At 67.4% G+C, this 26,316-nt stretch carries 26 protein-coding genes and 1 pseudogene; 12 read left to right on the plus strand and 15 right to left on the minus strand.

All coding sequences use genetic code 11. The features are described 5' to 3' along the window. Together SLQ33_RS17765 and msrB are read left to right on the plus strand one after the other, a co-directional pair. Positions 1–109 (plus strand): annotated as a pseudogene (locus tag SLQ33_RS17765) (hypothetical protein); the annotation flags it as partial. Then, positions 106–519: a peptide-methionine (R)-S-oxide reductase MsrB gene (gene msrB / locus SLQ33_RS17770; protein WP_319455182.1), complete on the plus strand. Its 414-nt coding sequence runs from the start codon at positions 106–108 to the stop codon at positions 517–519. The pseudogene SLQ33_RS17765 and the gene msrB, both read left to right, overlap by 4 nt. On the opposite strand, the gene SLQ33_RS17775 is transcribed toward msrB, so the two are convergent. Next, positions 497–2,806, minus strand: coding sequence for a putative bifunctional diguanylate cyclase/phosphodiesterase (locus tag SLQ33_RS17775; protein ID WP_319455183.1), 2,310 nt, complete (start codon positions 2,804–2,806; stop codon positions 497–499). The genes msrB and SLQ33_RS17775 overlap by 23 nt on opposite strands. Before the next feature lie 372 nt (positions 2,807–3,178). On the opposite strand from SLQ33_RS17775, the gene SLQ33_RS17780 reads away from it, so the two are divergent. Beyond that, positions 3,179–3,496 (plus strand): zinc ribbon domain-containing protein, encoded by a 318-nt coding sequence (locus tag SLQ33_RS17780; protein WP_319455184.1) that lies wholly within the window; start codon positions 3,179–3,181, stop codon positions 3,494–3,496. A 12-nt stretch (positions 3,497–3,508) separates the two neighbouring features. After that, on the plus strand, positions 3,509–4,756 hold the full coding sequence (fmdA, locus tag SLQ33_RS17785; protein WP_319455185.1) for a formamidase: 1,248 nt from the start codon (positions 3,509–3,511) through the stop codon (positions 4,754–4,756). Positions 4,757–4,762: 6 nt separating this feature from the next. On the opposite strand, the gene hemQ is transcribed toward fmdA, so the two are convergent. From hemQ to hemE, 3 genes are read right to left on the minus strand one after another with little or no spacing between them, the layout of a single operon-like run. After that, positions 4,763–5,455, minus strand: coding sequence for a hydrogen peroxide-dependent heme synthase (gene hemQ / locus SLQ33_RS17790; protein ID WP_319455186.1), 693 nt, complete (start codon positions 5,453–5,455; stop codon positions 4,763–4,765). A 4-nt stretch (positions 5,456–5,459) separates the two neighbouring features. Then, positions 5,460–6,815, minus strand: coding sequence for a protoporphyrinogen oxidase (locus tag SLQ33_RS17795; RefSeq protein WP_319455187.1), 1,356 nt, complete (start codon positions 6,813–6,815; stop codon positions 5,460–5,462). After that, the gene (hemE, locus tag SLQ33_RS17800) at positions 6,812–7,861 is read right to left on the minus strand and encodes a uroporphyrinogen decarboxylase (protein WP_319455188.1); all 1,050 of its coding nucleotides are present in this window, start codon (positions 7,859–7,861) and stop codon (positions 6,812–6,814) included. Before hemE ends, SLQ33_RS17795 begins: the two co-directional genes overlap by 4 nt. Before the next feature lie 155 nt (positions 7,862–8,016). Between hemE and SLQ33_RS17805 the strand changes: the two genes are divergently transcribed. Further along, complete coding sequence (locus SLQ33_RS17805) at positions 8,017–8,553, plus strand: DUF3000 domain-containing protein (RefSeq protein WP_319455541.1); 537 nt, start codon at positions 8,017–8,019, stop codon at positions 8,551–8,553. A gap of 1 nt (position 8,554) precedes the next feature. Continuing rightward, positions 8,555–9,835, plus strand: coding sequence for a ribonuclease D (locus SLQ33_RS17810; protein WP_319455189.1), 1,281 nt, complete (start codon positions 8,555–8,557; stop codon positions 9,833–9,835). Between the two features lie 57 nt (positions 9,836–9,892). Here SLQ33_RS17810 and SLQ33_RS17815 read toward each other — a convergent pair whose 3' ends face one another. Continuing rightward, positions 9,893–10,807, minus strand: a complete 915-nt coding sequence (locus SLQ33_RS17815) for an alpha/beta hydrolase (RefSeq protein ID WP_319455190.1) — start codon at positions 10,805–10,807, stop codon at positions 9,893–9,895. A gap of 28 nt (positions 10,808–10,835) precedes the next feature. Then, on the minus strand, positions 10,836–12,038 hold the full coding sequence (locus tag SLQ33_RS17820) for a saccharopine dehydrogenase family protein (protein ID WP_319455191.1): 1,203 nt from the start codon (positions 12,036–12,038) through the stop codon (positions 10,836–10,838). Between the two features lie 35 nt (positions 12,039–12,073). On the opposite strand from SLQ33_RS17820, the gene SLQ33_RS17825 reads away from it, so the two are divergent. Next, the gene (locus SLQ33_RS17825; protein ID WP_319455192.1) at positions 12,074–12,706 is read left to right on the plus strand and encodes a TetR/AcrR family transcriptional regulator; all 633 of its coding nucleotides are present in this window, start codon (positions 12,074–12,076) and stop codon (positions 12,704–12,706) included. On the opposite strand, the gene dxs is transcribed toward SLQ33_RS17825, so the two are convergent. Both dxs and nhaA read right to left on the minus strand, forming a co-directional pair. Beyond that, entirely contained in the window at positions 12,687–14,597 is a 1,911-nt protein-coding gene (gene dxs, locus SLQ33_RS17830; protein ID WP_319455193.1) for a 1-deoxy-D-xylulose-5-phosphate synthase, read from the minus strand. The genes SLQ33_RS17825 and dxs overlap by 20 nt on opposite strands. 37 nt (positions 14,598–14,634) lie before the next feature. After that, positions 14,635–15,921 carry a Na+/H+ antiporter NhaA gene (nhaA, locus tag SLQ33_RS17835; protein ID WP_319455194.1) on the minus strand — a complete coding sequence of 429 codons (1,287 nt, stop codon included), beginning with the start codon at positions 15,919–15,921 and terminating at the stop codon, positions 14,635–14,637. A 98-nt stretch (positions 15,922–16,019) separates the two neighbouring features. Here nhaA and SLQ33_RS17840 point away from each other — a divergent pair, with 98 nt between their 5' ends. Next, on the plus strand, positions 16,020–16,499 hold the full coding sequence (locus tag SLQ33_RS17840; RefSeq protein WP_319455195.1) for a hypothetical protein: 480 nt from the start codon (positions 16,020–16,022) through the stop codon (positions 16,497–16,499). 12 nt (positions 16,500–16,511) lie between these two features. Next, positions 16,512–17,156, plus strand: coding sequence for a TIGR03085 family metal-binding protein (locus SLQ33_RS17845; RefSeq protein ID WP_319455196.1), 645 nt, complete (start codon positions 16,512–16,514; stop codon positions 17,154–17,156). Positions 17,157–17,174: 18 nt separating this feature from the next. On the opposite strand, the gene SLQ33_RS17850 is transcribed toward SLQ33_RS17845, so the two are convergent. From SLQ33_RS17850 to SLQ33_RS17860, 3 genes are read right to left on the minus strand one after another with little or no spacing between them, the layout of a single operon-like run. Further along, positions 17,175–17,915, minus strand: coding sequence for an ABC transporter permease (locus SLQ33_RS17850; RefSeq protein WP_319455197.1), 741 nt, complete (start codon positions 17,913–17,915; stop codon positions 17,175–17,177). After that, complete coding sequence (locus tag SLQ33_RS17855; RefSeq protein WP_319455198.1) at positions 17,915–18,625, minus strand: fluoroquinolone transporter permease; 711 nt, start codon at positions 18,623–18,625, stop codon at positions 17,915–17,917. The genes SLQ33_RS17850 and SLQ33_RS17855 overlap by 1 nt, the downstream gene beginning before the upstream one ends. Continuing rightward, positions 18,622–19,527, minus strand: coding sequence for an ABC transporter ATP-binding protein (locus SLQ33_RS17860; RefSeq protein WP_319455542.1), 906 nt, complete (start codon positions 19,525–19,527; stop codon positions 18,622–18,624). Before SLQ33_RS17860 ends, SLQ33_RS17855 begins: the two co-directional genes overlap by 4 nt. Before the next feature lie 173 nt (positions 19,528–19,700). Here SLQ33_RS17860 and SLQ33_RS17865 point away from each other — a divergent pair, with 173 nt between their 5' ends. Then, complete coding sequence (locus tag SLQ33_RS17865; RefSeq protein WP_319455543.1) at positions 19,701–20,147, plus strand: GbsR/MarR family transcriptional regulator; 447 nt, start codon at positions 19,701–19,703, stop codon at positions 20,145–20,147. On the opposite strand, the gene SLQ33_RS17870 is transcribed toward SLQ33_RS17865, so the two are convergent. The 3 genes from SLQ33_RS17870 to SLQ33_RS17880 are packed head-to-tail and all read right to left on the minus strand — an operon-like array spanning position 20,140 to position 23,443. Then, positions 20,140–20,271 carry a LuxR C-terminal-related transcriptional regulator gene (locus SLQ33_RS17870; protein ID WP_319455199.1) on the minus strand — a complete coding sequence of 44 codons (132 nt, stop codon included), beginning with the start codon at positions 20,269–20,271 and terminating at the stop codon, positions 20,140–20,142. The two genes, SLQ33_RS17865 and SLQ33_RS17870, sit on opposite strands and share 8 nt — an antisense overlap. Then, a complete protein-coding gene (locus tag SLQ33_RS17875) occupies positions 20,268–21,533 on the minus strand; it encodes a class I SAM-dependent RNA methyltransferase (RefSeq protein ID WP_319455200.1) in 1,266 nt (421 codons plus the stop codon). Before SLQ33_RS17875 ends, SLQ33_RS17870 begins: the two co-directional genes overlap by 4 nt. Continuing rightward, on the minus strand, positions 21,449–23,443 hold the full coding sequence (locus SLQ33_RS17880; RefSeq protein WP_319455201.1) for an APC family permease: 1,995 nt from the start codon (positions 23,441–23,443) through the stop codon (positions 21,449–21,451). The genes SLQ33_RS17875 and SLQ33_RS17880 overlap by 85 nt, the downstream gene beginning before the upstream one ends. Before the next feature lie 98 nt (positions 23,444–23,541). On the opposite strand from SLQ33_RS17880, the gene SLQ33_RS17885 reads away from it, so the two are divergent. Together SLQ33_RS17885 and SLQ33_RS17890 are read left to right on the plus strand one after the other, a co-directional pair. After that, positions 23,542–24,216 carry a TrkA family potassium uptake protein gene (locus tag SLQ33_RS17885; protein WP_319455202.1) on the plus strand — a complete coding sequence of 225 codons (675 nt, stop codon included), beginning with the start codon at positions 23,542–23,544 and terminating at the stop codon, positions 24,214–24,216. A 7-nt stretch (positions 24,217–24,223) separates the two neighbouring features. Next, positions 24,224–24,883, plus strand: coding sequence for a TrkA family potassium uptake protein (locus SLQ33_RS17890; protein ID WP_319455203.1), 660 nt, complete (start codon positions 24,224–24,226; stop codon positions 24,881–24,883). Here the strand turns inward: SLQ33_RS17890 and SLQ33_RS17895 are convergent. After that, positions 24,866–26,266 (minus strand): MFS transporter, encoded by a 1,401-nt coding sequence (locus SLQ33_RS17895; RefSeq protein WP_319455204.1) that lies wholly within the window; start codon positions 26,264–26,266, stop codon positions 24,866–24,868. The two genes, SLQ33_RS17890 and SLQ33_RS17895, sit on opposite strands and share 18 nt — an antisense overlap. Positions 26,267–26,316 lie beyond the last annotated feature (50 nt).

Consider the following 26,316-nt stretch of genomic DNA (forward strand, 5'->3'; position numbering starts at 1 on the left):
TCATGCTGGACATCAAATGTGTCGAGCAAGCAGGGCGGTAGATCAGCGGCACCTCGGGTGCATCGGCAATCCATCGAAGATCACCGACACAAGGATGGTCCACCAGTGAGCACCCCTGCCCCGAAAATCGAACTGACGGACGACGAGTGGCGCAAGAAGCTCACCCCGGCTGAATTCGCGGTATTGCGCCAGGCCGGCACCGAGCGACCGGGCACCGGCGAGTACACCGACACCACGACCGAGGGCGTCTACGCGTGCCGGGCGTGCGGCGCGGAGTTGTTCCGCAGCACCGAGAAGTTCGAGTCCCATTGCGGTTGGCCATCTTTCTTCGACCCGGCCGACTCGGACGCAGTGATCCTGAAGACCGACGACTCGCTCGGCATGCATCGCGTCGAGGCAATCTGTGCGAACTGCCACAGCCACCTGGGACACGTGTTCGAGGGCGAGGGCTATCCGACGCCGACGGATCAGCGGTACTGCATCAACTCGATCTCGCTCAAACTCGTGCCTTCGTCGTAGCCCGCGACAGCAACTGTCGCAGCGCGTCAGCCTCCAGTGGCGCACTGTAGTGGAATCCCTGCGCCACCTCGCAGCCATACTCGCGCAGCCGGGCCGCCGTGGCGGCGTTCTCGACGCCCTCTGCGACGGTAGTCAGGTCCAGGTCGTGTGCGAGGTCGACGACCGCGCGCACCACCGCGGCCGCTCGCCGATCGACGAGTATCGGTGCGATGAACTGCCGGTCGAGCTTCACCTCGTCGATGGGTAGCTCGCACAGGTAGCTCAGCGTCGAGTAGCCGCTGCCGAAGTCGTCGATCGCGACACGCATCCCGTGTGCCCGCAAGCGTTCGAGGACCGTCCGGGTCCGGTCGAGGTTGTCCAGCAACAGATCCTCGGTGATCTCGATCGTCAGTAGTTCGGGGTTCAGGTCGCGGTCTTCGAGCGCCTGCAGGATCCGGTCGGGCAGCTTCAGATCGCACAGCGACGGCGCAAACACGTTGACGGCAACGGGCACCCCGACGCCGTCGGAACGCCACTGGGCGGCATCGTCGAGCGCCTGCCCGAGTACGAAATCGGTCAGGGAACGCATGAGTCCGTGTTCACGAACGAGCGGCAGGAACTCGTCGGGGCCGAGTAGTCCGCGTTCGGGATGGGGCCAGCGGACGAGCGCCTCGACGCCGACGACGTCACCGTCGCGCAGGTCGAACTTGGGTTGGTAGACCAGGCTCAACCCGACGTGGTCGATGGCGTGGCGGAGTTGCCCCAACAGCCTCACCGTCACCACGCCGTTGTGCCCGGCGGTTCCGGTGGTCGCGACGTCGTTGGTCGTGTCGACGAGGTGCATCTCGGGATCGAACGTGTGGACCCCGCCCGTTCGTGAACGCTTCGCCGAATACATCGCCACGTCAGCCTGTTTCAGTAGCTCGTCAGCGGAGATCTCGACCTGGTCTGCGCGGGCCACGGCCAGTCCGATGCTGGGGCGTACCAACAGGTCGTGTCCGTCGACGATGAACAACTCGTCGAACGCCTGCAGCACCCGGTGCGCGATCAGTCGAGAGTGCTCCGCGTTGCCCTCCATCAGCACCGCGAACTCGTCACCTCCGACCCGCGCGACGGTGTCGCCGGTACGCACACAACCGAGTAGTCGTTCGGCGACCAGCACCAGCATCTGGTCTCCGGCCGGATGCCCGAGGCTGTCGTTGACGAGTTTGAAGTCGTCGAGGTCCAGCGACAGCACCGCCACCGACTGGCGGTCCCGCTGATGCAGCTGCATCGCGTGGGTCAACCGATCGTTGAACAGTGCCCGGTTCGACAGGCCGGTCAGCGGGTCGCGCAGGGCCTGGTCGGCCACCACCTCCAGTAGCTTGCGGTTCTCGTTGACCACGAAGTACTGCCGCGCCAGCACCGCGACGATCAACACCGTCGACGACATGAAGAGCGCACCCAAGCCGGGCATGCGTATACACATCGGGCCGCACACCGCGGCGGCCAGTGCAATCGGCACGTAGGGCAACCACAGCGACGACCGCGACGGCACCTTCACCGACGCCACGTCGACCATCGACTTGCCGTAGCTGAGCAGACCGGCGATGCCGATCAGCAGCACGCCGGCGATCCAACCCACGTCGACGAAGCCGCCGTCCCGGTAGGTGTCGTGCGCCGTCTGGTACACGAATGCGCTGTCCGACAAGGCCATCGCGATGACGCCCGCCGTCAGTAGCGTCAGCGTCCGTCGTTGGCCGTTGCGACCGCGGACCAACACCATGACGGCGACGGTGATGACCATGAGGTCGCCCACCGGATACGCCATTGACAGCGCTAGGGCGAACTGGTTGTCACCCCCTGCGTCGTAAACGCTCTGCAGCACCAGGACCCATGAGATCTCGAAGAGCGCGGCGGCAACGATCAGGCCGTCCAGCACCAGCCGGGTGTAGGAGTGTCCGCTGTACCCGGTGGGGAATATCGCCAACCCGACGCAGGCGGCGATCGGGAACAGCAGATACGCCGCGTCGGCTGGGGACGGGAACGGCGAGGCATGCAGAACGAACTCGTAGTACGTCCAGATCGCGCTGCCAACGGTCCAGCCCCCCACCGCGACGGTCAAGAACGCCCAAGAGATGCGCTTGCGGCCGTGCGACGACCATGCGGCCAGGCCCGTGCCCACGGTGGCGAACATCGCGAACGCCAAGGAGCCGTAGTTGCAGACGAGGAGAAGCGTCGACTCACCACCCCAACCCGCGATCAACCACGCGGAGACCGCAATGGCAGCAGCGGTGGGAATGCCTACCGCCCACGCGATTCTCCTCATCGAGCGAGGCTAGCAACATTTTGCGCTACGCGAAACCCGAATGGGATTCGACGCCGTACCCGATTGCCATATCAAACAAATTCGCGGATATTCGTGCTGTCATGGCCGCTCATCGGCGGTACGGGACCGTCGCCGCCGATCGACTGCATTCCCGAGAAACGGCACTGTCCGTCAATTTCAGCAAATTACGCAACGATGAAGGGCAACGCGCTCGAACACCCCGGCGACCTCCGTTGAGCTGCTGCGTGCGATCGCCGTTCGGCGACCAGGACATCGGCAGAACCACCATCTGCAGACGTTTCGGACCACGAAACGAGCCGGCGTCCGCCCTCGATCGTGCCCGGAGTGCGGGGGTGCTCATGTTGTGTTGCAATGGGATTCACCGACACGTCCGTGGAGATTCCGATGCCCACCTATCGCTACCGTTGCGTGCATTGTGGTGGCTTCGACCTGCTTCGCCCGATGTCGGAGGCAACGGAGCCGACGCTCTGTCCTGGCTGCCGCGAGCCCGCTCGTCGGGTGTTCGGCATCCGCACCACAGGCTTCGTCGAGCCCGGACTGCGGGCCGCCATGGACGCCAGTGCGCGCAGTGCGGATTCACCGCAGATCGCCAACTCGGTGCCCGGTCGATCGCGGCGGGCCACCCGAATCACGACCGATCCGCGGCATGCCCGGCTACCTCGACCCTGACTTGGAGTTTCCGTGCCCGATGTCGTCTTCTCCGTCGATCAAGCCCGCTCGATGCGCGAGCAAGCGGTACCCGGTCACAACAGGTGGCATCCCGACATCCCGCCTGCCGTCACCGTCAAGCCGGGCCAGTCGATCCGCGTGGAGTGCCGCGAATGGACCGACGGTCAGATCGGCAACAACGACTCCGCCAACGACGTCCGCGACGTCGATCTGACCCACGCCCACATGCTGTCCGGGCCGATTTATGTCGAGGGCGCAGAACCGGGTGACCTGCTGGTCGTGGACATCCTCGACCTCGGCCCCGTCCCTCAAGAGGTGGGCGATGCGCCCGGGCAGGGCTGGGGCTACACGGGGATCTTTTCCAAGGCCAACGGGGGCGGCTTCCTCACCGATACGTTCCCCGACGCCTACAAGGCGATCTGGGACTTCTCCGGTCAGAAGTGCACGTCGCGGCACCTCCCGGGTGTCGAATTCACGGGCATCACACATCCCGGCCTGTTCGGCACCGCGCCGTCACCGGAGCTGTTGGCCCGATGGAATGCGCGTGAACGGGCGCTGATCGCCACCGATCCCGACCGGATACCGCCGCTCGCGCTGCCACCGCTCGAGGAATCCGTGCTCGGGGGCACCGCCACCGGCGATGCGCTCGCGGCGATCGGCCGCGACGGCGCGCGCACCGTGCCTGCGCGGGAGAACGGCGGCAACCACGACATCAAGAACTTCACTCGAGGCTCTCGGGTCTTCTATCCGGTTCACGTGCCGGGAGCCCTGTTCTCGGGTGGCGATCTGCACTTCAGCCAGGGTGACGGCGAGATCACCTTCTGCGGCGCGATCGAAATGGGTGGGTTCATCGACTTCCACGTCGACCTCATCAAGGGCGGCATGGAAACCTACGGCGTGACGACCAACCCGATTCTGATGCCAGGCAACGTCGAGCCCCGCTACTCGGAGTTCGTCACCTTCATCGGCATCGGCGTCGATCACGACACCGACACCCAGCTGTACAACGACGCGACGGTCGCCTACCGCAACGCATGCCTCAATGCCGTTGCGTACCTGAAGAAGTTCGGCTACTCCGGCGCGCAGGCCTACCTGCTGCTCGGCGCCGCACCGATCGAGGGCCGGGTCAGCGGTGTGGTGGACATTCCCAACGCGTGCTGCTCGCTATACCTGCCGACGGCGATATTCGACTTCGACATCACGCCGTCCGCTTCGGGCCCGGTGCTGGCCGACCGCGGTGCGTGCGCCGTGTCGTCCTAGCGCCGACTACGGCAGCCTGGCGATGAGCTCCTCGACACCCACTCGCGGGCCCGTGAAGAACGGCGTCTCCTCCCGGACGTGCCGTCGCGCGTCGGTGTAGCGCAGCTTCCACATGAGCTCGACGATCCGACCGAGGTCCGGACCCTCGAACGCCAGAATCCATTCGTAGTCGCCGAGCGCGAACGCAGGCACCGTGTTGGCGCGCACGTCGGGGTACTCCCGGCCGGCCATGCCGTGCTCGACAAGCATCTTGCGGCGCTCGTCGTCGGGAAGCAGGTACCAGTCCAGGGAGCGCACGAAGGGGTAGACGCACACGTAGTCGCCGGGATCCTCGCCCGCGATGAACGCCGGGACGTGGCTCTTGTTGAACTCCGCGGGCCGGTGCAGAGCGACCACGCTCCACACCGGATCGCTCACCAGCCCGAGCGACGTGCGCCGGAACGCGCGGTAGGTGGCTTGCAGATCCTCGACCCGCTCGGCGTGCGTCCAGATCATGAAGTCGGCGTCGGCCCGGAATCCCGCGACGTCGTAGACGCCGCGCACGACGACGCCGTTGTCCTCTTGCTGCTTGAGGAACGTCGCGGTGTCGTCGACGACGGAGCCGCGGTCCTCCCCCAAGGCCTCCGGCTGCACGGCGAACACCGAGATCATCATGTATCTCTGCATGGAGTTGAGGGCGTCGTAGTCGAGCTTGGCCATACCGCTATCGTGCCACGCGCGACGCCGCCAGCGCCGCGGCCGCCCTGGTCCCCGACGCGACGCAGGCCGGCACGCCGATTCCGTCGAGATAGCCGCCCGCGACGGCCAATCCGTGGGGTAGTCCGGCCCGCAGCTCGGCAACGAGGTCACCGTGGCCGGGGCCATACTGCGGCATCGCGTCGAGCCAGCGCTGCACGTGACAGTCGACGGGATCGACCCGGATGCCGAACACGGCCGCGAGGTCGTCGCCAGCCCACTTCAGCAGTTCCTCGTCACCGACGCTACGAGCAAGATCGTCGCCGAATCTGCCGAACGACAGCCGCAGCAACTCGACGTTGCCGCTGACGCCCCACTTGCGCGACGTCAGCGTCATCGCCTTGGCGTGCAACGGTTCTCCGCTGGCGACCAGCACACCCGACTGCGCAGGAAGCGGCGTCCCCCCGGGAAGCGCAAGCACCACCAGCGCCGTCGACGCCACCTGTATCCGACCGGCGGCAGCGGCCGTACGCGGCGCCACCCGCTGGACCAGTTGGGGTAGCCGCGGGGCGGGGACGGCGAGCACCGCCGCGTCCGCATGCCAGCCGGCGCCCTCGTCGTCGACGAGGGTCCATCCGGCGGCCGCCCGCTCGACGTGATCGACCGCGACGTGCGCCCAGTGGACGTGCGCCCGCCGCACCAACTCGTCGAGCAGCACGCGGTAGCCGCCGTCGATGGCGCCGAACACCGAACCGGCGAGCGGCGGCGGCAGAGCCTTCCGCACCGCGTCGGTGAGACTGCGCGCACCCCGATCCAGGGCCGCGGCCAGCGTCGGCACCGCCGAACGCAGCCCGATCGTGGCGGCCGAACCGGCGTACACACCGGCCAGCAGCGGGTCGACCGAGCGCGCCACCACCTGCTCGCCGAAGCGGTCACCGACGAGTTGCGCCACGGTGGGGTCGGCTCCGGGCCGCCAGGAGAACGGCCGGCCTAGCTCATTTCCCACGCGCGCCACCGTCGCGTCGTCGACAAGGCCGGCGACCGACGCCGCGTGTGCCGGGATGCCCTGCAGGGTGCCCTCCGGCATCGGATGCAGCCGACCGCCGCTGAAGATCAGCGGCCGGACGCCCGTCGTGCCGACCTGCCGGGGCGCCAGCCCCAGCTCGGCCAGCAACGCGGGAACCTCCGGTCGACGTGCGACGAACGCCTCGGCTCCGACGTCGACCGCCTGATTACCGATGCGCTCCGTGCGCAGCACCCCACCCAGTCGGTCGGCTGGGTCGAACAGTGTGATTGACGCGTCCGGACCGGCAGCCATCCGGAGCCGGTACGCGGCGACCAGGCCCGAAATTCCGCCCCCAACAACGGCATACGCGGAAGTCATAGAGAGTGAGCTAAGGCGACGGCATCGGTGACGATGCCGGGATCGGTCGCGGGCAACACGCCGTGCCCCAAGTTGAACACGTGGCCCGCCGCTCCCGCGTCGATGGCGCGGCGACCGTCCTCGACGACGGCGCGAACGGCGCGGTCCACCACCGGCCAACCCGCCAGCAACACCACCGGGTCGAGGTTGCCCTGCAGCGCCAGCCCTGGACCCACTCGCGCGGCCGCGTCCGCGAGCGCAGTGCGCCAGTCGACGCCGACGACAGTCGCGCCCGCCTCACCCATCGCGCCCAGTAGTTCGGCCGTCCCGACTCCGAAGTGCGTCATCGGCACGCCCTCGCCGGCGAACGCGTCGAACACCCTGGTGCTGTGCGGCAGCACGTGGCTGCGGTAGTCGGCCAGCGACAACGTGCCCGCCCACGAATCGAACAACTGGATCGCGTCGACGCCCGCGTCGAGTTGAGCCCGCAGGAAGCCGATCGTGATGTCGGTCAGCGCCGTCATCAACGCGTGCCAGGTGGCGGGCTCGCCGAACATCATCGCCTTCGTGCGTTCGTGGTTGCGGCTGGGCCCGCCCTCCACCAGATACGACGCCAACGTGAAGGGCGCGCCGGCAAAACCGATCAGCGGCACGTCGTCCAACGCCGACACGAGCAGTCGCACGGCCTCGGCGATCGGCTCGACGTGCTCGCGCTCGAGCGGCTTCATGGCTGCGACGTCGGCGACGGTGCGGATCGGATGCGCGATGACGGGGCCGACGTCGGGCACGATGTCGAGGTCGATACCCGACGCCCGCAGTGGCACCACGATGTCGGAGAACAGGATGGCGGCGTCCACGCCGTGCCTGCGCACCGGCTGCAAGGTGATCTCACAGACCAGCGCGGGGTCGAAGCAGGCGTCCAACATGGCGTGGTTGGCGCGCAGCGCCCGATACTCGGGCAAGGAGCGTCCGGCCTGGCGCATGAACCAGACCGGAACGCGGCTGGGTTTGCGGCCGCTGGCCGCGGCGAGATATGGCGACTCGGGCAGGTCGCGGCGGGTATTCATCGGTACCCATGCTGCCATGGGGCCCAGTTCGCGGGCTCCCGTGCATGGGTCTTATAACGCTTCGGCGCGCCTGCGCCCTCGCCTGCTCCGATGAGCTAGCGTCACAATCCGTGACCTCCGCTGAGCCGGCACAGTTCCGCGAAGCGGTGGCGGCGATGAATGCCACCACCGTGCGGCCGGAGATCGAGCTGGGCCCGATCCGTCCGCCGCAGCGGCTTGCCCCCTTCAGCTACGCGCTCGGCGCCGAGGTCCGCCACCCCGACACGGCGATCGTCCCCGAGACTTCCGACGGTGACGCATTCGGCCGGCTGATCCTGCTGCACGACCCCGAGGGCGCTGAAGCGTGGGACGGCACCATGCGGTTGGTGGCCTACATTCAAGCGGACCTGGACTCCACCGAGGCCGTCGACCCATTGCTGCCCGAAGTCGCCTGGAGCTGGCTCGTCGACGCGCTCGCCGAGCACACCGACCAGGTGACAGCACTCGGTGGCACCGTCACCGCGACCACGTCGGTGCGTTACGGCGACATCTCCGGACCGCCGCGCGCACACCAGCTGGAGCTGCGTGCGTCCTGGACGGCGACGTCGCTGGCACTCGGCCCGCACGTCGCCGCGTTCTGCGAGGTGCTCGAGCACGCCGCCGGGTTGCCACCGACGGGGGTCACCGACCTCGGCTCCCGCACGCGCGCGTGAGATGACGGAAGCGCCGTCACCAGACCCCGGTCCGCAGGAACCCGAGTCGCAGGCCACACCGCTGCTGGCCCCGGCCGACGGGGTGCCACAGGTATCGCTGTACGTCCGCGACATCGCGGCGGCGGCGCAACTGCTCGCGTCGGGTAGCGGACCATTCGCCATCGATGCCGAACGTGCGTCCGGCTTCCGCTACTCGAACCGCGCGTACCTGGTGCAGATCCGTCGGGCCGGTGCGGGCACGGTCCTGATCGACCCCGTCAGCCACGGCGTCGACCCCGTCGAGGCGATGGCGCCGGTCGCCGAGGTGCTGCACGAGGGCGAGTGGGTGTTGCACGCAGCCGACCAGGACCTGCCGTGCCTCGCCGAACTCGGCATGACGCCACCCGCGCTGTACGACACCGAACTGGCCGGCCGCCTCGCCGGCTACGACCGGGTCAACCTGGCCGCCATGGTCGAGCGGCTCCTCGGCTTGCAACTCACCAAGGGCCACGGCGCGGCCGACTGGTCCAAGCGGCCGCTGCCACCGGACTGGCTGAACTACGCCGCGCTGGACGTCGAGGTGCTGCTGGAACTGCGCCACGCTGTTGCGGCAGTCCTCGAGGAACAGGGCAAAACCCGTTGGGCCGCAGAGGAATTCGAACACCTGCGCACCTATGTCGCACCGCCCACTCGCCGGGACCGCTGGCGCCGCACCTCGGGCATCCACAAGGTGCGTGCGCCGCGCACGCTGGCCGCCGTCCGGGAACTGTGGACCACGCGGGACCACATCGCCCAACGACGTGATATCGCGCCGGGCCGAATCCTGCCCGACGCCGCGATCGTCAACGCCGCGACCAACGACCCGGACACCGTGGAGAAGCTCACGGCGCTCCCGGTGTTCGGTGGTTCACGCCAGCGCCGCGGCGCGCAGGTGTGGCTCGACGCTCTGGCGCGTGCCCGCACCACCGAGGACCTACCCGCTTCCAACGAACCGCTGAACGGCCCGCCGCCCGCCGTGCGCTGGAGCCGCCGCAAGCCAGAGGCCGCCGCCCGGCTGGAGGCCGCGCGCACCGGGCTGACCGAACTGTCGCAACGGGTTTCGGTGCCGTCGGAGAATCTGCTCACGCCCGACCTGGTGCGCAGGCTGATCTGGGACTGGCAGCCCGTGCCCGACCCGGCCCCCGTCATCGACGCCTTCTTGACCGAGGCACGGGCCCGACCGTGGCAGCGAGAGCTCACCGTGCCCGTGCTCGCCGCCGCGCTGACGGAGCCGCCGCCCGAGCCACCCTCGGAGCCCGCTTAGCGTTGACATAGCGCTCAGTGCGGAGTTTTCCGAGTGACGTGCGCTGTCAGTTCACACTCAACGCGTGATGACGCGGTCCACGTGGGCCAGGAAGTGCTCGAGCACGGCTTCGGGGGCTTCGAGCTGCGGCCAGTGCGCGATGTCGTCGGCCAGCATCACCACGTCCGCATTGGGGATCACGTCCCGATAGCGCTCGGCCATGTGCCTGCCGGAATTCGGGTCGATCGGCCCGTCGATGAGACGCATCGGGACGGAGGTCTGCCGCATCGCGCGCACCCAGCGGTTGCGGTGGACGTAGCGGTCGTTGAGGAAGCGCCCAACCAGATGCATGACACGCTTGCCGTCGTTGTACTCCAGGATCTGGTGGAACTGCTCCATCAGGTGGCGCGACGGCTTGGTGTTCGGTCCGAACATCTCGTTGAGCGTGGGTTCGACGAGCCTGCGTGACAACGGGCTGCCCTGTACGCGACTCATGATGTCCCCCAACGGTGTCCGCGACATCACCTTCTGCATCAGCCGCGGCGTGTACGCCTCGTTGAACATGCCACCGTTGAGCCACGTGATCGATTCGAATGCCACCGCGCGGTAGGACCAGTCGCCGAACTCATGGCGGGCCAGCAGTTCCTGCCCGACGGAGTCGCCGAGATCGTGGGCCAGCACGTGGCACGTCTCGACGCCGAGGTGTTCGAGCAGCGCCTCGTGTAGGTCGGCATGATCGTGCACGGAGTACCCATAGGCGACGGGCTTGTCGGAGAAGCCCATCCCGATCATGTCCGGCGCGATGACCGTGAACCGCTGCGTCAGGGTCGGCCAGATCAGCGACCAGTCGAAGGAGTTGAACGGGTACCCGTGGATGAGCAGCAGCGTCGGCCCTTCGCCGAGCGGCAGGCCATCGACCCGATAGAAGATGTCGAACCCCAGGTAGTCGAAGAACTGCCCGGCGGCCTTCCAGCGCTCGAGTTCGGCGTCCATGACCGCAGCCTAGGCTGATCGGACGGAGTCAGGTGTTGAGAAACGCCGTGACCAGCGAGCCGTTGAGCGCCGCACGATTCTCGGCGGCGGACTGCCACGATCGGGTGATGATCGTCATGGCCGTCGGGTGCGGTCTGCCGATGCAGTGCTGGGCGAGCGCGCCGAAGAACGGTTCGGGCTCGAGCGCGGTCTCCGGTGTGTGAACTCCGGGCTTGTCCAAGTCGGCGAGTTGAAGGGCGGCGATGGCAAGCGGGACACCGGTGATCGCCGCCATCGAGAATCCAGGGAATTGTCCGAGCGCTACGGCGACGGTGGCGGGTCGGCCTGCGTGGATACCCGATGCGACGGCGAACAGAGGAGGTAATTGGCCAGGTCGGATCATCCGGGTGGGGTCTGCGGGCGTCATTCGCTCGGCGGTGTTGGCGATGCGCGCCGCGGCGTCGAGGCCGACCAGGCGGTGGTCGATTGCGAACCGCAAAACCGACAGCAGCGCGAGGGTGATTCGGTCGCCCACCACCACGTTGGTGTTGTCGACCAGGTCTCCGAAGACGCGCTGGAGCGTGACCGCTTCGGGGTGGCCGAAGCTCCGACCTGTCGCGATCCCGATACCGGGATATTGCAGGACGATCTTCTCCAGGGCCGGGCGCGTGGTGACGATTCCATTTCTGGTGACCGGGATGGTGCCGCTGATCTGCTGCATGCCGTGAACGACCGCCGCACCGACGGTGTCAGTGGAGTCTGTGTTGACTCCGTTGATGCTCCAGCCGGTGTGCACCTCGTCGACGCGCTCGAGTTCGCGGCCGGCGATGACGGCGAGCAGATTCGACAATCCTGGGCTTGCGCCCATTCCGATCAGTGCGGTCACACCGGACGCCTTGGCCTGCTGGTCTAGCGCGAGCATGTCGAGGGTGGGCTCGGGGTCGTCGCAGATGTCGACGTAGTGGCGGCGGGCGTCGATCGCGGCACGCAGTAGTGGCACTCCGAAACGGAAGTAGGGACCCACCGTGTTGACGACGACGTCGCAGTCGGCCATGGCCGCCCCCAGCCCGCGGCTGTCGGTGACGTCGAGTTCAAGGGCGACGGCCTTCGCGCCGAGCGACTGGGCCGCCGCCGCGGCAGCCGGGCCGTCCCGGTCGGCGATGACGACGGTCGTCACCGACTCGTCGGCGGCGAGGATGCCGGCGGCGACCTTGCCCATTTCGCCGGCCGCACCCAATGCGAGGATTCGCACGTAGACCGCCTCTCAGTGTTAATATGTTTACTGTCATGACAGTAAACAAAATCGGTCGTCCGAGCAAGGCCCCCGAACGCATCGCTGAGATCCTTTCTGCCACCGCCGTGGTTGCGGCCCGCGATGGGCTGGCCAACACCACGATGTCCAATGTCGCCGAAGCCGCCGGAATGCAGCGCACCCTGGTCCTGCACTACTTCAGGACCCGGGACGAACTCATCGAGCGTTTTCTCACCGATGCGGTGGCGCACTACGGAGCCGCGATGCTGCAGCCAGTTGGCAGTGGAAAGTCACTGCGGCAGCGCATCATTGCGATGTTCGGCCCCGACGCATACGGCAGCCGAGACGATCTCGTCATCTGGGCGGAACTGATTGCCATGGCGGGTCGTGACCCGAAAGTGCGCGAACGACTTCGCGTTATGTGGACGGAGCAGTGGCTCGTCGAGATGGAACGGCAACTGAGCTCCGAGTACCCCGCTTCGTCGCCGACGACCGTATCGGCGGCGGCGTATGGACTGGCCTGCCTCTTCGAGGCGCACTGGGCGTTTCACCTGCAAGACGTCACCGGTCCTCGACGGCGCCGACAGGCTGTCGAAGCCGCGCACGCGATTCTTGGCAGCCTCGAGAATCGACCGCGAACCGACCCGGCTAGTCGATCGGGTGCGTGACGTGATCGCCGACGACGGCGCCCAACGCGGCCACCCAGCCCGTGATCTGCCGCGCGACGTGCTGGTCGGTCAACCCGACGTCGGTCAGCACCTCGCTGCGCGACGCGTGGGCCTGGAACTCCTGCGGCACCCCGACGTCACGGCACGGCACGTCGATCTCGTTGCGCCGCAACGCCGCCGACACCGACGATCCGATGCCGCCGTGCACGCCGTTGTCCTCGACCGTGACGACGAGCTTGTGCGCCGTGGCGAGCTCTCCGAGCACCTCGGGCACCGGAAGCACCCAGCGCGGGTCGACGACCGTCACGCCAATGCCCTGATTGCGCAGCCGCTCGGCCACCGCCAGCGCCATCTTCGCGAACGCGCCGACCGCCACCAGCAGCACGTCCTCGGACAGGCCATCGGCGGGGGTGGCGAGCACGTCGACACCCTTTCGCCGCTCGAGGGCCGGAATGTCTTCTCCGACATCACCCTTCGGGAACCGAATGGCGGTGGGCCCGTCCTTGACGTCGAGCGCCTCGCCGAGTTCCTCGCGTAGCCGGGCGGCGTCCCGCGGCGCGGCGACCCGCATGCCGGGCACGATCCCGAGCATCGAGAGGTCCCACACGCCGTTGTGGCTGGCGCCGTCGGGGCCCGTGACGCCTGCGCGGTCGAGCACCATCGTGACGGGCAGTCGATGCATCGCGACGTCCATCATCACCTGATCGAACGCGCGGTTGAGGAACGTCGAGTAGATCGCGACGACGGGGTGCATGCCGCCCATCGCCAGGCCCGCCGCCGAGGTCATCGCATGCTGTTCGGCGATGCCGACGTCGAAGAACCGATCGGGGTAGCGCTCGCGGAACGCGCTGAGCCCGGTGGGCCCCGGCATCGCAGCGGTGATGGCGACGACGTCGCGGCGCGTCTTCGCGCGCCGGACCAACTCCTCGGCGAACACCGACGTCCAGCCGGGTCCGGCCACCGACGTTGCGACGCCCGTGTGCGGGTCGATCACCCCGGTGGAGTGCATCTGGTCTTCCTCGTGGTCCTCGGCGGGGCCGTAACCCATGCCCTTGCGCGTCACGACGTGCACGATCACCGGTGCGTTGAAGGCGCGCGCGTGACGCAGCGCAGCCTCGACCGCGTGTTCGTCGTGGCCGTCGATCGGACCGACGTACTTGAGCCCGAGGTCGGTGAACATCACCTGTGGCGACAGCGCGTCCTTGATGCCCGCCTTGATGCTGTGCATGCACTGGTAGCAGAGCTCGCCGATGAGCGGCATACCCCGGACGGCCTTGCGGCCCTCCTCGAGGATGCGCTCGTAGCCGGGTTGCAGGCGCAGGGCCGCGAGGTGGTCGGCGAAGCCGCCGATGGTGGGTGCGTAGCTGCGCCCGTTGTCGTTGACGACGACCACGACGGGCCTGCGCGCGGCGGCGATGTTGTTCAGCGCCTCCCAGCACATGCCGCCGGTGAGCGCTCCGTCACCGACGACGGCGACGACGTGTCGATTGCGGTGGCCGTTGAGCTCGAAGGCCTTGGCCAGCCCGTCGGCGTAGGACAGCGCCGAGCTGGCGTGGCTCGACTCCACCCAGTCGTGCTCGCTCTCGCTGCGCGACGGGTAGCCCGACAGGCCGCCCTTCTTGCGCAGGTTGTCGAAGTCGGAGCAGCGTCCGGTCAGCATCTTGTGGACGTAGGCCTGGTGGCCGGTGTCGAAGACGATGGGATCGTGCGGCGAGTCGAAGACCCGGTGTAGCGCGAGCGTCAGCTCGACGACGCCCAGGTTGGGGCCGAGATGTCCGCCGGTCGCAGCGACCTTGTGGATTAGGAACTCACGGATCTCGCGGGCGAGCTCGTCCAGCTGAGATTGCGAAAGGTGCTGCAGATCGGCGGGTCCGCGGATCTGATCAAGCATCCCGTCAGTTTACGCACGGCTCTACCGAGCAGTCCTGTCAAGGCTCGTAGACGTCGGGCACACCGTCGTGGTCGGCGTCGGCCGTCTCACGGTCGTGAATCCGCCGGTATTCGGCGTTGCGGCTGACCAGAACCAGCGCGGCCAACATGCCTGCGACCACTGATCCGAGCAGCACGCCGATCTTGGCGTCGGCGCCCGTCAGGGTTCCGTAACCGAACGCCAATTCCCCGATCAGCAACGACACCGTGAACCCGATGCCCGCCAGCAGTGCAACCCCGAGCACGTCGCGCCAGGCCAGGTCGTCGTCGAGCGCGGCGCCCGTGAACTTGGCCAGCAGGAACGTGGTGACGAACACACCCAGCGGTTTGCCGACCACCAGTCCCAGCAGCACCCCGAGCGTTGCGGGATGCGTCAGCGTCGCCGTCAGCCCGGTCCAGCCGCCGACCGTGACGCCCGCGGCGAAGAACGCGAACACCGGCACCGCCACGCCCGCCGACAACGGACGCAGGCGGTGCTCGAACTGCTCGGCGACGGAATGCCTGCCGAGTACCGGCACGGTGAAACCCAGCACGACCCCCGCGACCGTCGCGTGGATGCCGCTGGCGTGCACGAGCGCCCACGTCGCCGCCGCCAGCGGTACCAGCAGCCACCAATGCCGCAGCCCGCGCTGAACGGCGACGGCGAACAGGCCCCCGGGGATCAGGGCAAGCGCAAGGGGGCCGATCGACAGATGATCGGTGTAGAACGCGGCGATGATCGTGATGGCCAGCAGGTCGTCGACCACCGCGAGCGTCAGCAGGAACGTCCGCAGGGCGGTCGGTAGGTGCGTGGACAGGACGGCGAGTACCGCCAGCGCGAAGGCGATGTCGGTGGCGATGGGCACCGCCCACCCGTGGACGTTCTCGGGATGGCCCGCGATCAGGTTGATCCCGATGAAGATCCCGGCGGGAACGATCATCCCCCCGACGGCCGCCGCGATCGGCAACGCGGCCCGGGCGGGGTCACGCAGATCGCCCGCGACGAACTCGCGTTTGAGCTCGAGGCCAACCACGAAGAAGAAGATCGCCAACAGCCCGTCGGCCGCCCAGGTCGCCAGGTTGAGGTGCAGGTGAAGTGACTCGGGGCCGACCGGAAACTCGGAGATCGCCCGGTACGACGCCGCCCACGGGGAATTGGCCCAGCCCAGTGCGACGCCGCCGGCGATGAGCAGCAGTACCCCGCCGACCGTCTCGCGTCGCAGCACGTCGGCCACGTGCTTGGCCTCCGGCCAAGAGCCGCGACTCAGCAGCCGAAGTCGGGGCCGGCCGCCTGGTAAATCCGTCATGGTCAGGTTCCTTCGGCGTCGTCGAACGATCGCCGACCAGACTTCCCGGCACACCAGGTAGCACCCTAAACCGTCAAGCCGGTCGTTACCGTGGAGACGTGGGACTCACCGTCGTCGAACGCCGCAGCGTCGTCACCGCGCCCGCCGACGAGGTGTGGCAGCGCGTCACCACGCCCGAGGGCATCAATGACGAGGTGCGTCCCATCATGACCATGTCGATGCCACGCGGCGCCGGACCGCTCACCATCGACACCATCCCCGTCGGAACCCCGATCGGCCGCTGCTGGCTACGCCTGTTCGGCGTGCTGCCGTTCGACTACGACTACCTCACCATCGTGGAGCTGGAACCGGGGCGGCGGTTTCACGAGGAGTCGACGATGATGTCGATGCGCCTGTGGCGACACGAACGCACCGTGACACCCGACGGCGATGCGTCGGCAGTGGTGCACGACCGCCTCACGTTCCAGCCGCGGCTCCCCCTGAGGCTGGCCGCGCCGCTGCTGGCCGTCGGTATCGGCGCGTTGTTCAGTCACCGACACCGCCGGCTGCAACGTCACTTCGCCACCAGCGAGTCCTGAGATTCCAGCGGCGTGGATGACGTCCCGCTCGACGCGCAAGAGCGCCTCGAGCTGTGTGATCTCCTCAAACAGCTCGGCCCTTCAGTTCCCACACTGATCGAGAACTGGACTGCGCACGATCTCGCCGCCCACCTCGTGTTGCGAGAACGCGATCTCGCTGCCGGCCCTTGCCTCGTTCTGCCGGGTCCCTTCCAACGGTTCGCCGAGCGCCGCAGGGTCAGATTGGCCAAGCGCAAGGACTTCGCGTGGCTTGTTGCGCGGATCCGATCCGGCCCGCCCATCGGCTTCTTCCGCATGAAATGGGTCCGCTCATTGGCGAATCTCAACGAATTCTTCGTTCACCACGAGGACGTTCGCAGAGCGAATGGGTATGGACCCCGTCGCCTCACGCCTGCAATGGATGCTGCCTTGTGGCGAAACGTTCGCCGTGGCAGCCGCTACCTGACTCGGCGGCTGCACGCGTCCGGGCTCGAGGTTGAGTGGGCCGGAACCGACGAGCGAGTGACGGTTCGAACAGGCGAGCCGACGGCTCGACTCAGCGGTCCGCCGGGCGAACTCCTCCTGTACCTCTTTGGGCGCCAGCCCATAGCGCAGGTCGAAGTGAGCGGACCACCGGATGCCGTTGCGGCGTTGCGTCGCACGCACTTGGGCATGTGAGTCCAGCGCTCGCTTCGATCAGGTGTTCTTGGCGAGGAAGCGACGGAACAGCGGCCACGCGACGGCAAGGTTGTAGACGACGCCGCCGAGCAGGTACGGCCACCAGGCGCCGTGGTCGCTGGCGACCCAGAATGCCTTGGCCGCCCAATATGGCGGCAGCACGCCGAAGGCCAGATTCCAGCCGGAGTCGATGAACCACGGCAGGCAGGGCAGGCCGGCGATCAGCATGCCGAGAGCGCGGAGCGCGGCCAGGCCTTGAATCTTGTTGTTCGCCATGACGACGATGAGCAGCAGGCTCACCACCGCCGACAGCCCGGAGAGCAGCCCGATCGGTATGAGGGCCGGCACCAGACCGGGCTCGAGGATTCCGCTGAACGACATCGTCGCAATCACGTAGACGGTGGTCACCACCATCACGGTCGCGGCGCGGTAGATAAAGAGCGCGGACAGCGGAACCGGAGTCACCCGCAGCGCGGTGAGCGTACCGGCGTCGACCTCGTCCAGGACGAGGAACGCGGCCAGTCCACCGACGATGATGATGCTGGTCAGCAGGAGGAACGCGGTGAGGATCAGTGGGTAGTACGAAACTAGGTCGAATCCGTAACGCTCGGAGAGCATTTCGGTGAATCTGGGCGTGAGGAACGCAACTCCGCTGGTCCAGATGACCGGGGCGAGCACGATCATGATCAGCAGCGGGTCACGGTATGTGCCGCGAATATCGTTGCGGCCGAATGCCATCAAAGCTCGCGTAGACGCCATTACACACCTGCCCGTGCGGTGACGTAACGAACGAATGTCGCCTTGGCGGCCCAGCACAAACCAGCCACGCACACCAAGGGATAGGCCACCGCGTATACGACCTGCCACGTGGCGAGCGTGACTTGGTCGAAGGCGGCCCCGAACAGGAGCAGCGGTCCCTGCGTCGGGATGAGGTACAGCAGCGGATTCGGCAACACGCCGGAGTACTCCAGTACCGGCGGGACCATCATCAGTGCCAGCGGAATGGTCGCCACCAAGAACCAGTCGCTGATCGAAGCGAACGGCAGCGATGAGATGAAGCCGACCAACAGCATCAGCAACGTCCCGAGCACCGCCCCGACCACCACCGGTGCCACGTGGTAGGTGAACCCCTGGCCAATCGTGGGCACGACCAACGCAACGAACAGCGAGATCAGCACCAGCAGCGTCAGTTTGGCGGTCAGGTACTCCCAGAACCGCAACGGGGTCGACAGGACCGCACCGATGGTGCGCTCCTGCTTCTCGAAGAACACTGAGCCCGCGACGAAGAAGAATCCGATGATGCAGGTGTCGCCCAACAGCATGTAGGGCTCGGCGACCCGGCGCAGAGTGCCGGGCATCGGCAGCAGAACGGCCAGCCAGATCAGTCCGGAGAAGATCGCGGCATGCAGGAAGCGCTGCCGATTCTGAAGGGTCAGTTCGAGCCGCAACGCGCTCACCAACCGGCTCATGTGAGCTGCCTTCCGGTGACCTCCACGAAGACATCGTCGAGGCTGGCTTCCCTACTGTGGATGGTCTCGACGTGGTGGATGCGAAGCACGTCGTGAAATGCCGGGTCGTCGGCGAGGCCGTCCATCGCGAACTCCGCGGTTTCGAGACCACCGTCCGCACCGCGAAATTCGACACGAACCACCCGCTGGCTGCGCGCGATCTTCAATTCGGCGGGCGTGTCGAGGGCGACGATCTGGCCATCGACCACGAAGGCCACCCTGTCGCACAGTTCATTGGCGGTCGCCATGTCGTGGGTGGTGAGGAAGACGGTGCGGCCGCGTGCCCTCAGGTCCAGGATCATGTTCTTCACCTTGCGGGCGTTGACCGGATCCAAGCCGGAGGTGGGCTCGTCGAGAAAGAGCAGGTCCGGGTCGTTGATCAGCGACCGGGCGAACGTCAGCCGCATCTGCATTCCCTTGGAGTACTTGCCAACTCGCGTGTTGGCATCGTCAGCCAGGCCGACGGCGTCCAGCAGCTCCATCGGATCAAGCGTCGTGCCGTCGTACAAGGAGGCGAAGAACCGCAAGTTCTCCACGCCGGTGAGCTTCTGGTAGTGATTGGGCAGCTCGAACGAGACGCCGATGCGCTGGTAGTAGTCGGGCCCCCAGGCCAGCGGGTCCTTGCCCCACACCGCGGCCTCACCGCCGTGTCCACGGAGCAAGCCGATGAGGAGCTTCTGCGTCGTGGACTTCCCTGCTCCGCTGGGCCCGAGGAATCCGAAGATCTCGCCGCGGCCCACGGAGAAGTCCATGCCGCGCACGGCGGGTTCCGATGACTTCGGATAGGCGAAGGTCAGATCGCGGACGCGGATGACTTCGGTTGAAACGCTCGACGGCGTGGACTTTGTCGCGGTGGTGGGCATCGAGGCTGAGTCGCCTTCCGGGTCGGGGTGCGCCGGTCGAACCGTCGTCACCGCATGCGGGTACGAAATTCCGACCAGACTTCCCGGAGCGCCGACGGTTACTATACTGAACTTTCAGAGATCTTTGAAGACTCTGATGAAATCCGGGAGGGCGTGTGGCCAAGTGCTCCGATTTGCAACAGGCCGCCGAGCAGCTCGCGATCGTCCTCACAGATCACGGCCTGCAACGCATGACCGCCCGCGTACTGGCCGCGCTGCTATTCACCGAACAACCCAGCATGACCATGGGTGAGCTGTCCGAAGGCCTGAAGGCGAGCTCGGGAGCCATCTCCGGCGCGATCAAGATGCTCACCTCCGTCGGGCTAGTCGAGCGGGTGCCCGTTCCGGCCAGTCGACGTGACCACTACCGGCTACGCGATGATGCCTGGGCGGTGTTGTACACCAACCAAAATGCGGTCATCGCGGCCATGCAGGCGGCCGCAGAGGTCGGAATCGCGGCAACCGGCCACGACAGCCTGGCGGGACGGCGCCTCGCCGAGATGCGCGACTTCTACGCCTTCCTTCTGGGCGAAATCCCCGCCTTGTTGGACCGTTGGCATCAACGGGCCGAGCTCAGCTGACGATGCCCAATTCGCGGGCGCGCTTCACCGCGTCGCGCCGCTCGGTCACCTGAAGTTTGGACAGGATCGCCGACACGTGGTGGTCGACGGTCTTAACCGACAGGTACAACCGCTCGCCCGTCACGACAGGCTGAGCACGGCGACGCACTCGACGTGATGGGTCAGCGGAAACGAGTCGAAGACACGCAGCTCCTCGACGACGTAGCCGTGCCCGAGGTACAGCCCCACGTCCCGTGCGAATGATGCTGCTTCACAACCGATGTGAACGATCCGCGGCACACCGGCGCCGGCCAGCAGGTCGATGACCTCGCGGCCTGCGCCGGTACGCGGCGGATCCAGCACTGCGACGTCGGCGCGCTGCGGTTGGGCGGTCAACGCTCGGCGCACCGAATCGGTGACGACGTCGACCCACGTCAGATCTGCCAGCGCTGTCCTCGCCGCCCGCGCGGACCCACGCGAGGTGTCCACGGTGACGACCCGGCCGGACTCGCCGACCCCAGCAGCGAGCACCGCCGCGAAAACCCCTGCGCCGCCGTACAAGTCCCACGCGGTCATGCCCGCATCGAGTTCCGCCCATTCGGCGATCAACCCGCTGTACACTCGGGCCGCGTCGCGATGGGCCTGCCAGAACGCGGTGACGGGCACCAGCCACGTCCGTTCGCCCACCCGCTGCACCGCTTCATAGTCGCCCTCGACCACCTGGGTGGGCGCCACCTTTCGCCCCGACCTCGGTCCGGTCTGCACCACGTGTCGCCGGCCGTCGTCGTCGAGCGCGACGTGCAGTTGCGCGCCCTCGGGCCAGCGCCCCTCGTCGAGCCCGCTCAACATGCCGTCGGGCACCTGCGCGCACGCGAGTTCGGTTACGAGCTGCGGACTGTGGTAGCGGTGAAACCCCGCCTTGCCGTCGGCACCGGTGTCCAAGCGCACCCGGGTGCGCCATCCCGTCGCCGCATGCGAACCGATGGGCTCGGCCACCCCCTGCCACTCGTGCCCGCCGAGCCTGGCGAGTTGGTTGGCCACCACGTCGGCCTTGATCGCACGCGCCGCATCGGGTGTCGCGAAGGCCAGGTCACAGCACCCCGCACCGTCGACGCCGGCGATCGGACACAGCGAGTCGACCCGGTCCGGCGATGGCTCGAGCACCTCGACGACCTCTGCGTGCCAGTGACTTCCGCGTTCGGCGGTCACCCGGGCCCGCACCCGCTCGCCCGGCAGTGCATAACGCACGAAGACCACTCGGCCATCTTCGCGGGCCACGCAGCTGCCGCCGTTGGCCGGCGGACCCGTGGTGAGTTCGAGTATCAATCGAGGAAGCCCCGGCGCGCGTCGCCCGGAGCCGACTGCGGCTGCAACGTCTTGAGCCGCTCCGACGAACTCAGTTGCCATGGAACGGAAGTCACCATGACGTTGGGTTCGAACAGCAGCCGACCCTTGAGCCGCAGCGCGCTCTGGTTGTGCAGCACCTGTTCCCACCAGTGCCCGACGACGTACTCGGGGATGAACACCGTGACCACCGTTCTGGGCGACTCCTTGGTGATCCGCTTGACGTAATCCAGTATCGGGCGGGTGATTTCACGGTAGGGCGACGCGATCACCTTCAGCGGCACGGTGACGTCGCTGTCCTCCCACTTGTGCACGAGGGCGCGCGCCTCGCCGTCATCGACGCTCACCGTGATCGCCTCCAGCACGTCGGGCCGGGTCGCCTTGGCGTAGGCCAGTGCCCGCCGCGTCGGCTTGTGCAGGTTCGACACCAGGACGACGGCGTGGTTGCGGCTGGGCAACACGATGTCCTCGTCCACGGCCTCGCGGGCCTCGAGTTCGCGTGCGACGGTGTCGTAGTGCTTGTGGATCATCTTCATGATCACGAAGAGCGCACCCATCGCGAGGATGGCGATCCACGCTCCGACGAGGAACTTGGTGACGACCACCACCAGCAGTACCGCACCCGTGCAGATGAATCCGATGGTGTTGATCACACGAGCGCGCTGCATCCTGCGGCGCTCGGCTCCAACGGTCTCGATGCGCAACAGCCGCGTCCAGTGCCGCACCATTCCGATCTGGCTGAGCGTGAACGACACGAACACCCCGACGATGTACAGCTGGATCAGCGCCGTGACCTCCGCCCGGAACGCGACGATGAACGCGATCGCCGCGAAGGCCAGGAACAGGATTCCGTTGGAGAAGGCCAGCCGGTCACCGCGGGTGTGCAACTGCCGCGGCAGGTAGCGATCCTGCGCGAGGATCGACCCCAGCACCGGGAACCCGTTGAAGGCGGTGTTCGCGGCCAGCACCAGGATCAGGGCGGTGACACCCGTGATGACGAAGAGCCCGACCGGAAAGTCGTGGAAGATCGTCTCGGCGAGTTGCGCGATCAGGGTCTTCTGTTGGTAGTCCGCGGGCGCGCCGATCAGTTGCTCATGAGGCCGCTCGGCCACCTGCACGCCGGTCTCCTTCGCCAACATGATCATGCCCATGAACAGCGAAACGGAGATGGCGCCAAGCAGCGCGAGCGTAGTCGCGGCGTTGCGCGACTTGGGCTTTCGAAACGCCGGTACGCCATTGCTGATCGCCTCGACACCGGTCAGTGCCGCGCTGCCGGACGAAAAGGCCCGCGCGACGAGAAACACCAGCGCAAATCCCAAGACCTCGCCGTGTTCGGAATGCATCTCGAACGAGGCCGACTCCGCCCGCAGCGGTTCGCCGAGCACATAGATCTGGATCAGGCCCCAGCCCAGCATGATGAACATGCCGATCATGAACGCGTAGGTGGGAATTGCGAACGCGGTGCCCGACTCCCGGATCCCGCGGAGGTTCAACGACGCCAGGATCAGGATCGCGGCCACCGCGAAGACGACCTTGTGCTCCGCGATGAACGGCACCGCCGACCCGATGTTCGACATTGCCGACGCCATCGACACCGCCACGGTGAGCACGTAGTCGACGAGCAATGCGCTCGCCACGGTCAACCCCGCCGTGTGTCCGAGGTTGGTGGTGACCACCTCGTAGTCACCGCCGCCGGACGGATAAGCGTGCACATTCTGCCGGTAGCTCGCGATGACGATGAGCATCACGACCGCGACCGCGAGGCCGATCCATGGCGCCATCGAGTAGGCCGTCAGCCCCGCCACCGAGAGCACCAGGAAGATCTCCTCGGGCGCGTAGGCGACCGACGACAACGCGTCCGAGGCGAACACCGGCAACGCGATCCGCTTGGGTAGAAGCGTGTGACCGAGATTGTCGCTGCGGAACGGTCTCCCGAGGACCAGCCGGCGCGCGGCGGTCGAAAGCTTGGACACGAGTGCCAAGAGTAAGCGTACGGCGGAATGGCTGTAGCGTTCCGAGTGCGCAGTTTCATGATTATCTGAGCCAGGGTGACCGCTGGAAGGACCGAGGCGTGCGGGTAGTGGTGATGGGATGCGGCCGGGTGGGCGCGTCATTGTCTGATGGGTTGGCCAGGGTGGGCCATGAGGTGGCGGTCATCGACCGCGACAGCACCGCGTTTCACCGGCTGTCTCCCGAGTTCCCCGGCGAGCGCGTGCTCGGCATGGGCTTCGACCGCGACGTGCTGTTACGGGCGGGCATCGAGGAAGCGGGGGCCTTCGCCGCGGTGTCCTCGGGTGACAACTCCAACATCATCTCCGCGCGGGTGGCGCGCGAGACGTTCGGCGTCGAGCGCGTCGTGGCCCGTATCTACGACGCCAAACGCGCGGCGGTCTACGAGCGACTCGGCATCCCGACCGTGGCGACGGTGCCGTGGACGACGGACCGCCTGCTCAACGTGCTCACCCGCGAATCCGAGACGACGAAGTGGCGCGACCCCTCGGGCAACGTCGCGGTCGCCGAACTGGCGCTACACGAGGGCTGGGTCGGCCACCGGGTGACCGCGCTGGAAGCGGCCACCGGCGGGCGCGTCGCGTTCATGATCCGATTCGGCAGCGGGCAACTGCCCGAGCCCAAGACCGTCATCCAAGCCAGCGACCAGGTGTACCTCGCCGCGATCTCGGGCCGGGTGGCCGAGGCGATGGCCATCGCCGCGCTGCCGCCGGGTGAGGACGCCGAGGACCAGTGAGGACGTCATGAAGGTTGCCATCGCGGGAGCCGGCGCCGTCGGCCGCTCCATCGCCAGGGAGCTCGTCGAAAACCACGAAGTCACCCTGCTGGAGCGCAATCCCGAGCACATCGACGTCGACGACATTCCGGCTGCCCACTGGCGCCTCGGCGACGCGTGCGAACTGAGCCTGTTGGAGTCGGTCGGGCTTGAGGAGTTCGACGTCGTGATCGCCGCGACGGGCGACGACAAGGCCAACGTCGTCGTCAGCCTGCTGGCCAAGACCGAGTTCGCGGTCGGCCGCGTGGTCGCCCGGGTGAACGACCCGCGCAACGAATGGCTCTTCGACGAGAATTGGGGCGTCGACGTCGCAGTGTCCACGCCACGGATGCTGGCCTCGCTGGTCGAGGAAGCCGTGTCCGTCGGTGATCTGGTGCGGCTGATGAGCTTTCGCAAGGGGCAGGCGAACCTCGTCGAGATCACGTTGCCCGACGACACCCCGTGGGGCGGCAAGGCCGTCAAGCGCCTCGAGTTGCCAAGGGACGCCGCACTGGTCACGATCCTGCGCGGCGCGCGCGTGATCGTGCCGGAGGACGACGAGCCCCTCGAAGGTGGCGACGAGCTGCTGTTCGTGGCGACCGCCGAGGTCGAAGACCAGCTGCGCGAACTGCTACTCCACCCGCGCTGAGCGCAGCGCGGGCGGGGGCGGCGCCCGGTCGTGACAGGGGGCCGCCGCTTCCGCGCCGACTCGTCCGGAGTCGTGGGTGGCGTTGCTGATGCCGATCGCCGAGCACAGGCCTGCCGCGAGGAACAGTACGGCGACCACCAGCGCACCCTGGCGGAAACCTGCGAAATCCATTGCGCCCGAAATGGTTACGCCCAAGAATGCCACCGCGATCAGCCCCGCGATCCGGGACACCGCGTTGTTGACCGCCGAGCCGATGCCGCTCTGTGCCGGCTCGACCGCGGCCAGTATCGCCGCCGTGAGCGGGGACACCGTGACCGACAGGCCGAGCCCGAACACGACGAGCCCAGGCAGCAGCTGCGTCCAGACGTCGAAGTCCTCGCGCACGTTGCGCAGCAGCAGGAACCCAGCCGCCGCGATCACCGGGCCGACCGCCATGTACAGCCGCGGCCCGTGCCGGCCCGCCAGAGTGCCGAACAGCCGGGCAAGGAAGAACGACAGCACCGGAATCGGCAGGGTGGCCAGCCCCGCCTGGGTGGCGCTCAGCCCCACGGTCTCCTGCAGGAACAACGCGACGAGCAGCATGCCGAGCGACACCGCCGCATAGAAGAACACCGTGGCCAGGTTGCCGACGGCGAAGTTGCGCGCCGCGAACAGCGTCAGCGGCATCATCGGGTTTGCCGTGCGGCGCTCCCACCACGGAAACGCGGCAAGGCACACCACTCCGACCGACAGCGCGCCGAGCACCACCGGATGGGTGACGCCGAGCCGCTGCTGCTCGATGAGCGCGTACACCGTTGCCGTCAGGCCGACCGCCCCCAACGCGGCGCCGCCGACGTCGATGCGGCCGGTGCGTCGGCCCCCGAATTCGCCCGCATTCAGTCTGGTGGTCAGGTAGAGCGTGACGGCGAGTGGAAGGATGTTGATCCCGAACACCCAGCGCCAGTTCAGTGCATCGACGAGCAGCCCGCCGAGCGGCGGCCCCACCACGAACGCCGTGCCGGTCCACGCCGTCCACGTTCCGATCGCGCTGGCCTGCCGGGCCCCGGTGAAGCGGGCGTTGATCATCGCCAACGAACTCGGAACGAGGAAGGCCGCGCCGACGCCCTGCAGGCAGCGCGCCGCGACCAGCACCCCGCCGGTCGGCGCCGCCGCACAAAGCAGCGACGCGACCGCGAATACGCCGAGGCCCGCACGGAGCACCGCGAGCCTGCCGTACTGATCGGACACCGCACCGGCGACGAGGACGAGGGCCCCGAGCGTCAACAGATAGCCGTCCACCACCCACTGCTGCAACGCCAAACCGCCGCCGAGGTCGCGGCCGATCGCGGGCAGGGCCAGGTTCACCACCGAACCGTCGAGGAACGCGACGAAGGAGGCGAGCACCGCGACCGCGATGAGCGTGCGGTCCGTCGTGCGTTCCGGCGGCGGCTTCG

The sequence above is a fragment of the Mycobacterium sp. RTGN6 genome (genome assembly GCF_033804605.1).
GTDB lineage: Bacteria > Actinomycetota > Actinomycetes > Mycobacteriales > Mycobacteriaceae > Mycobacterium.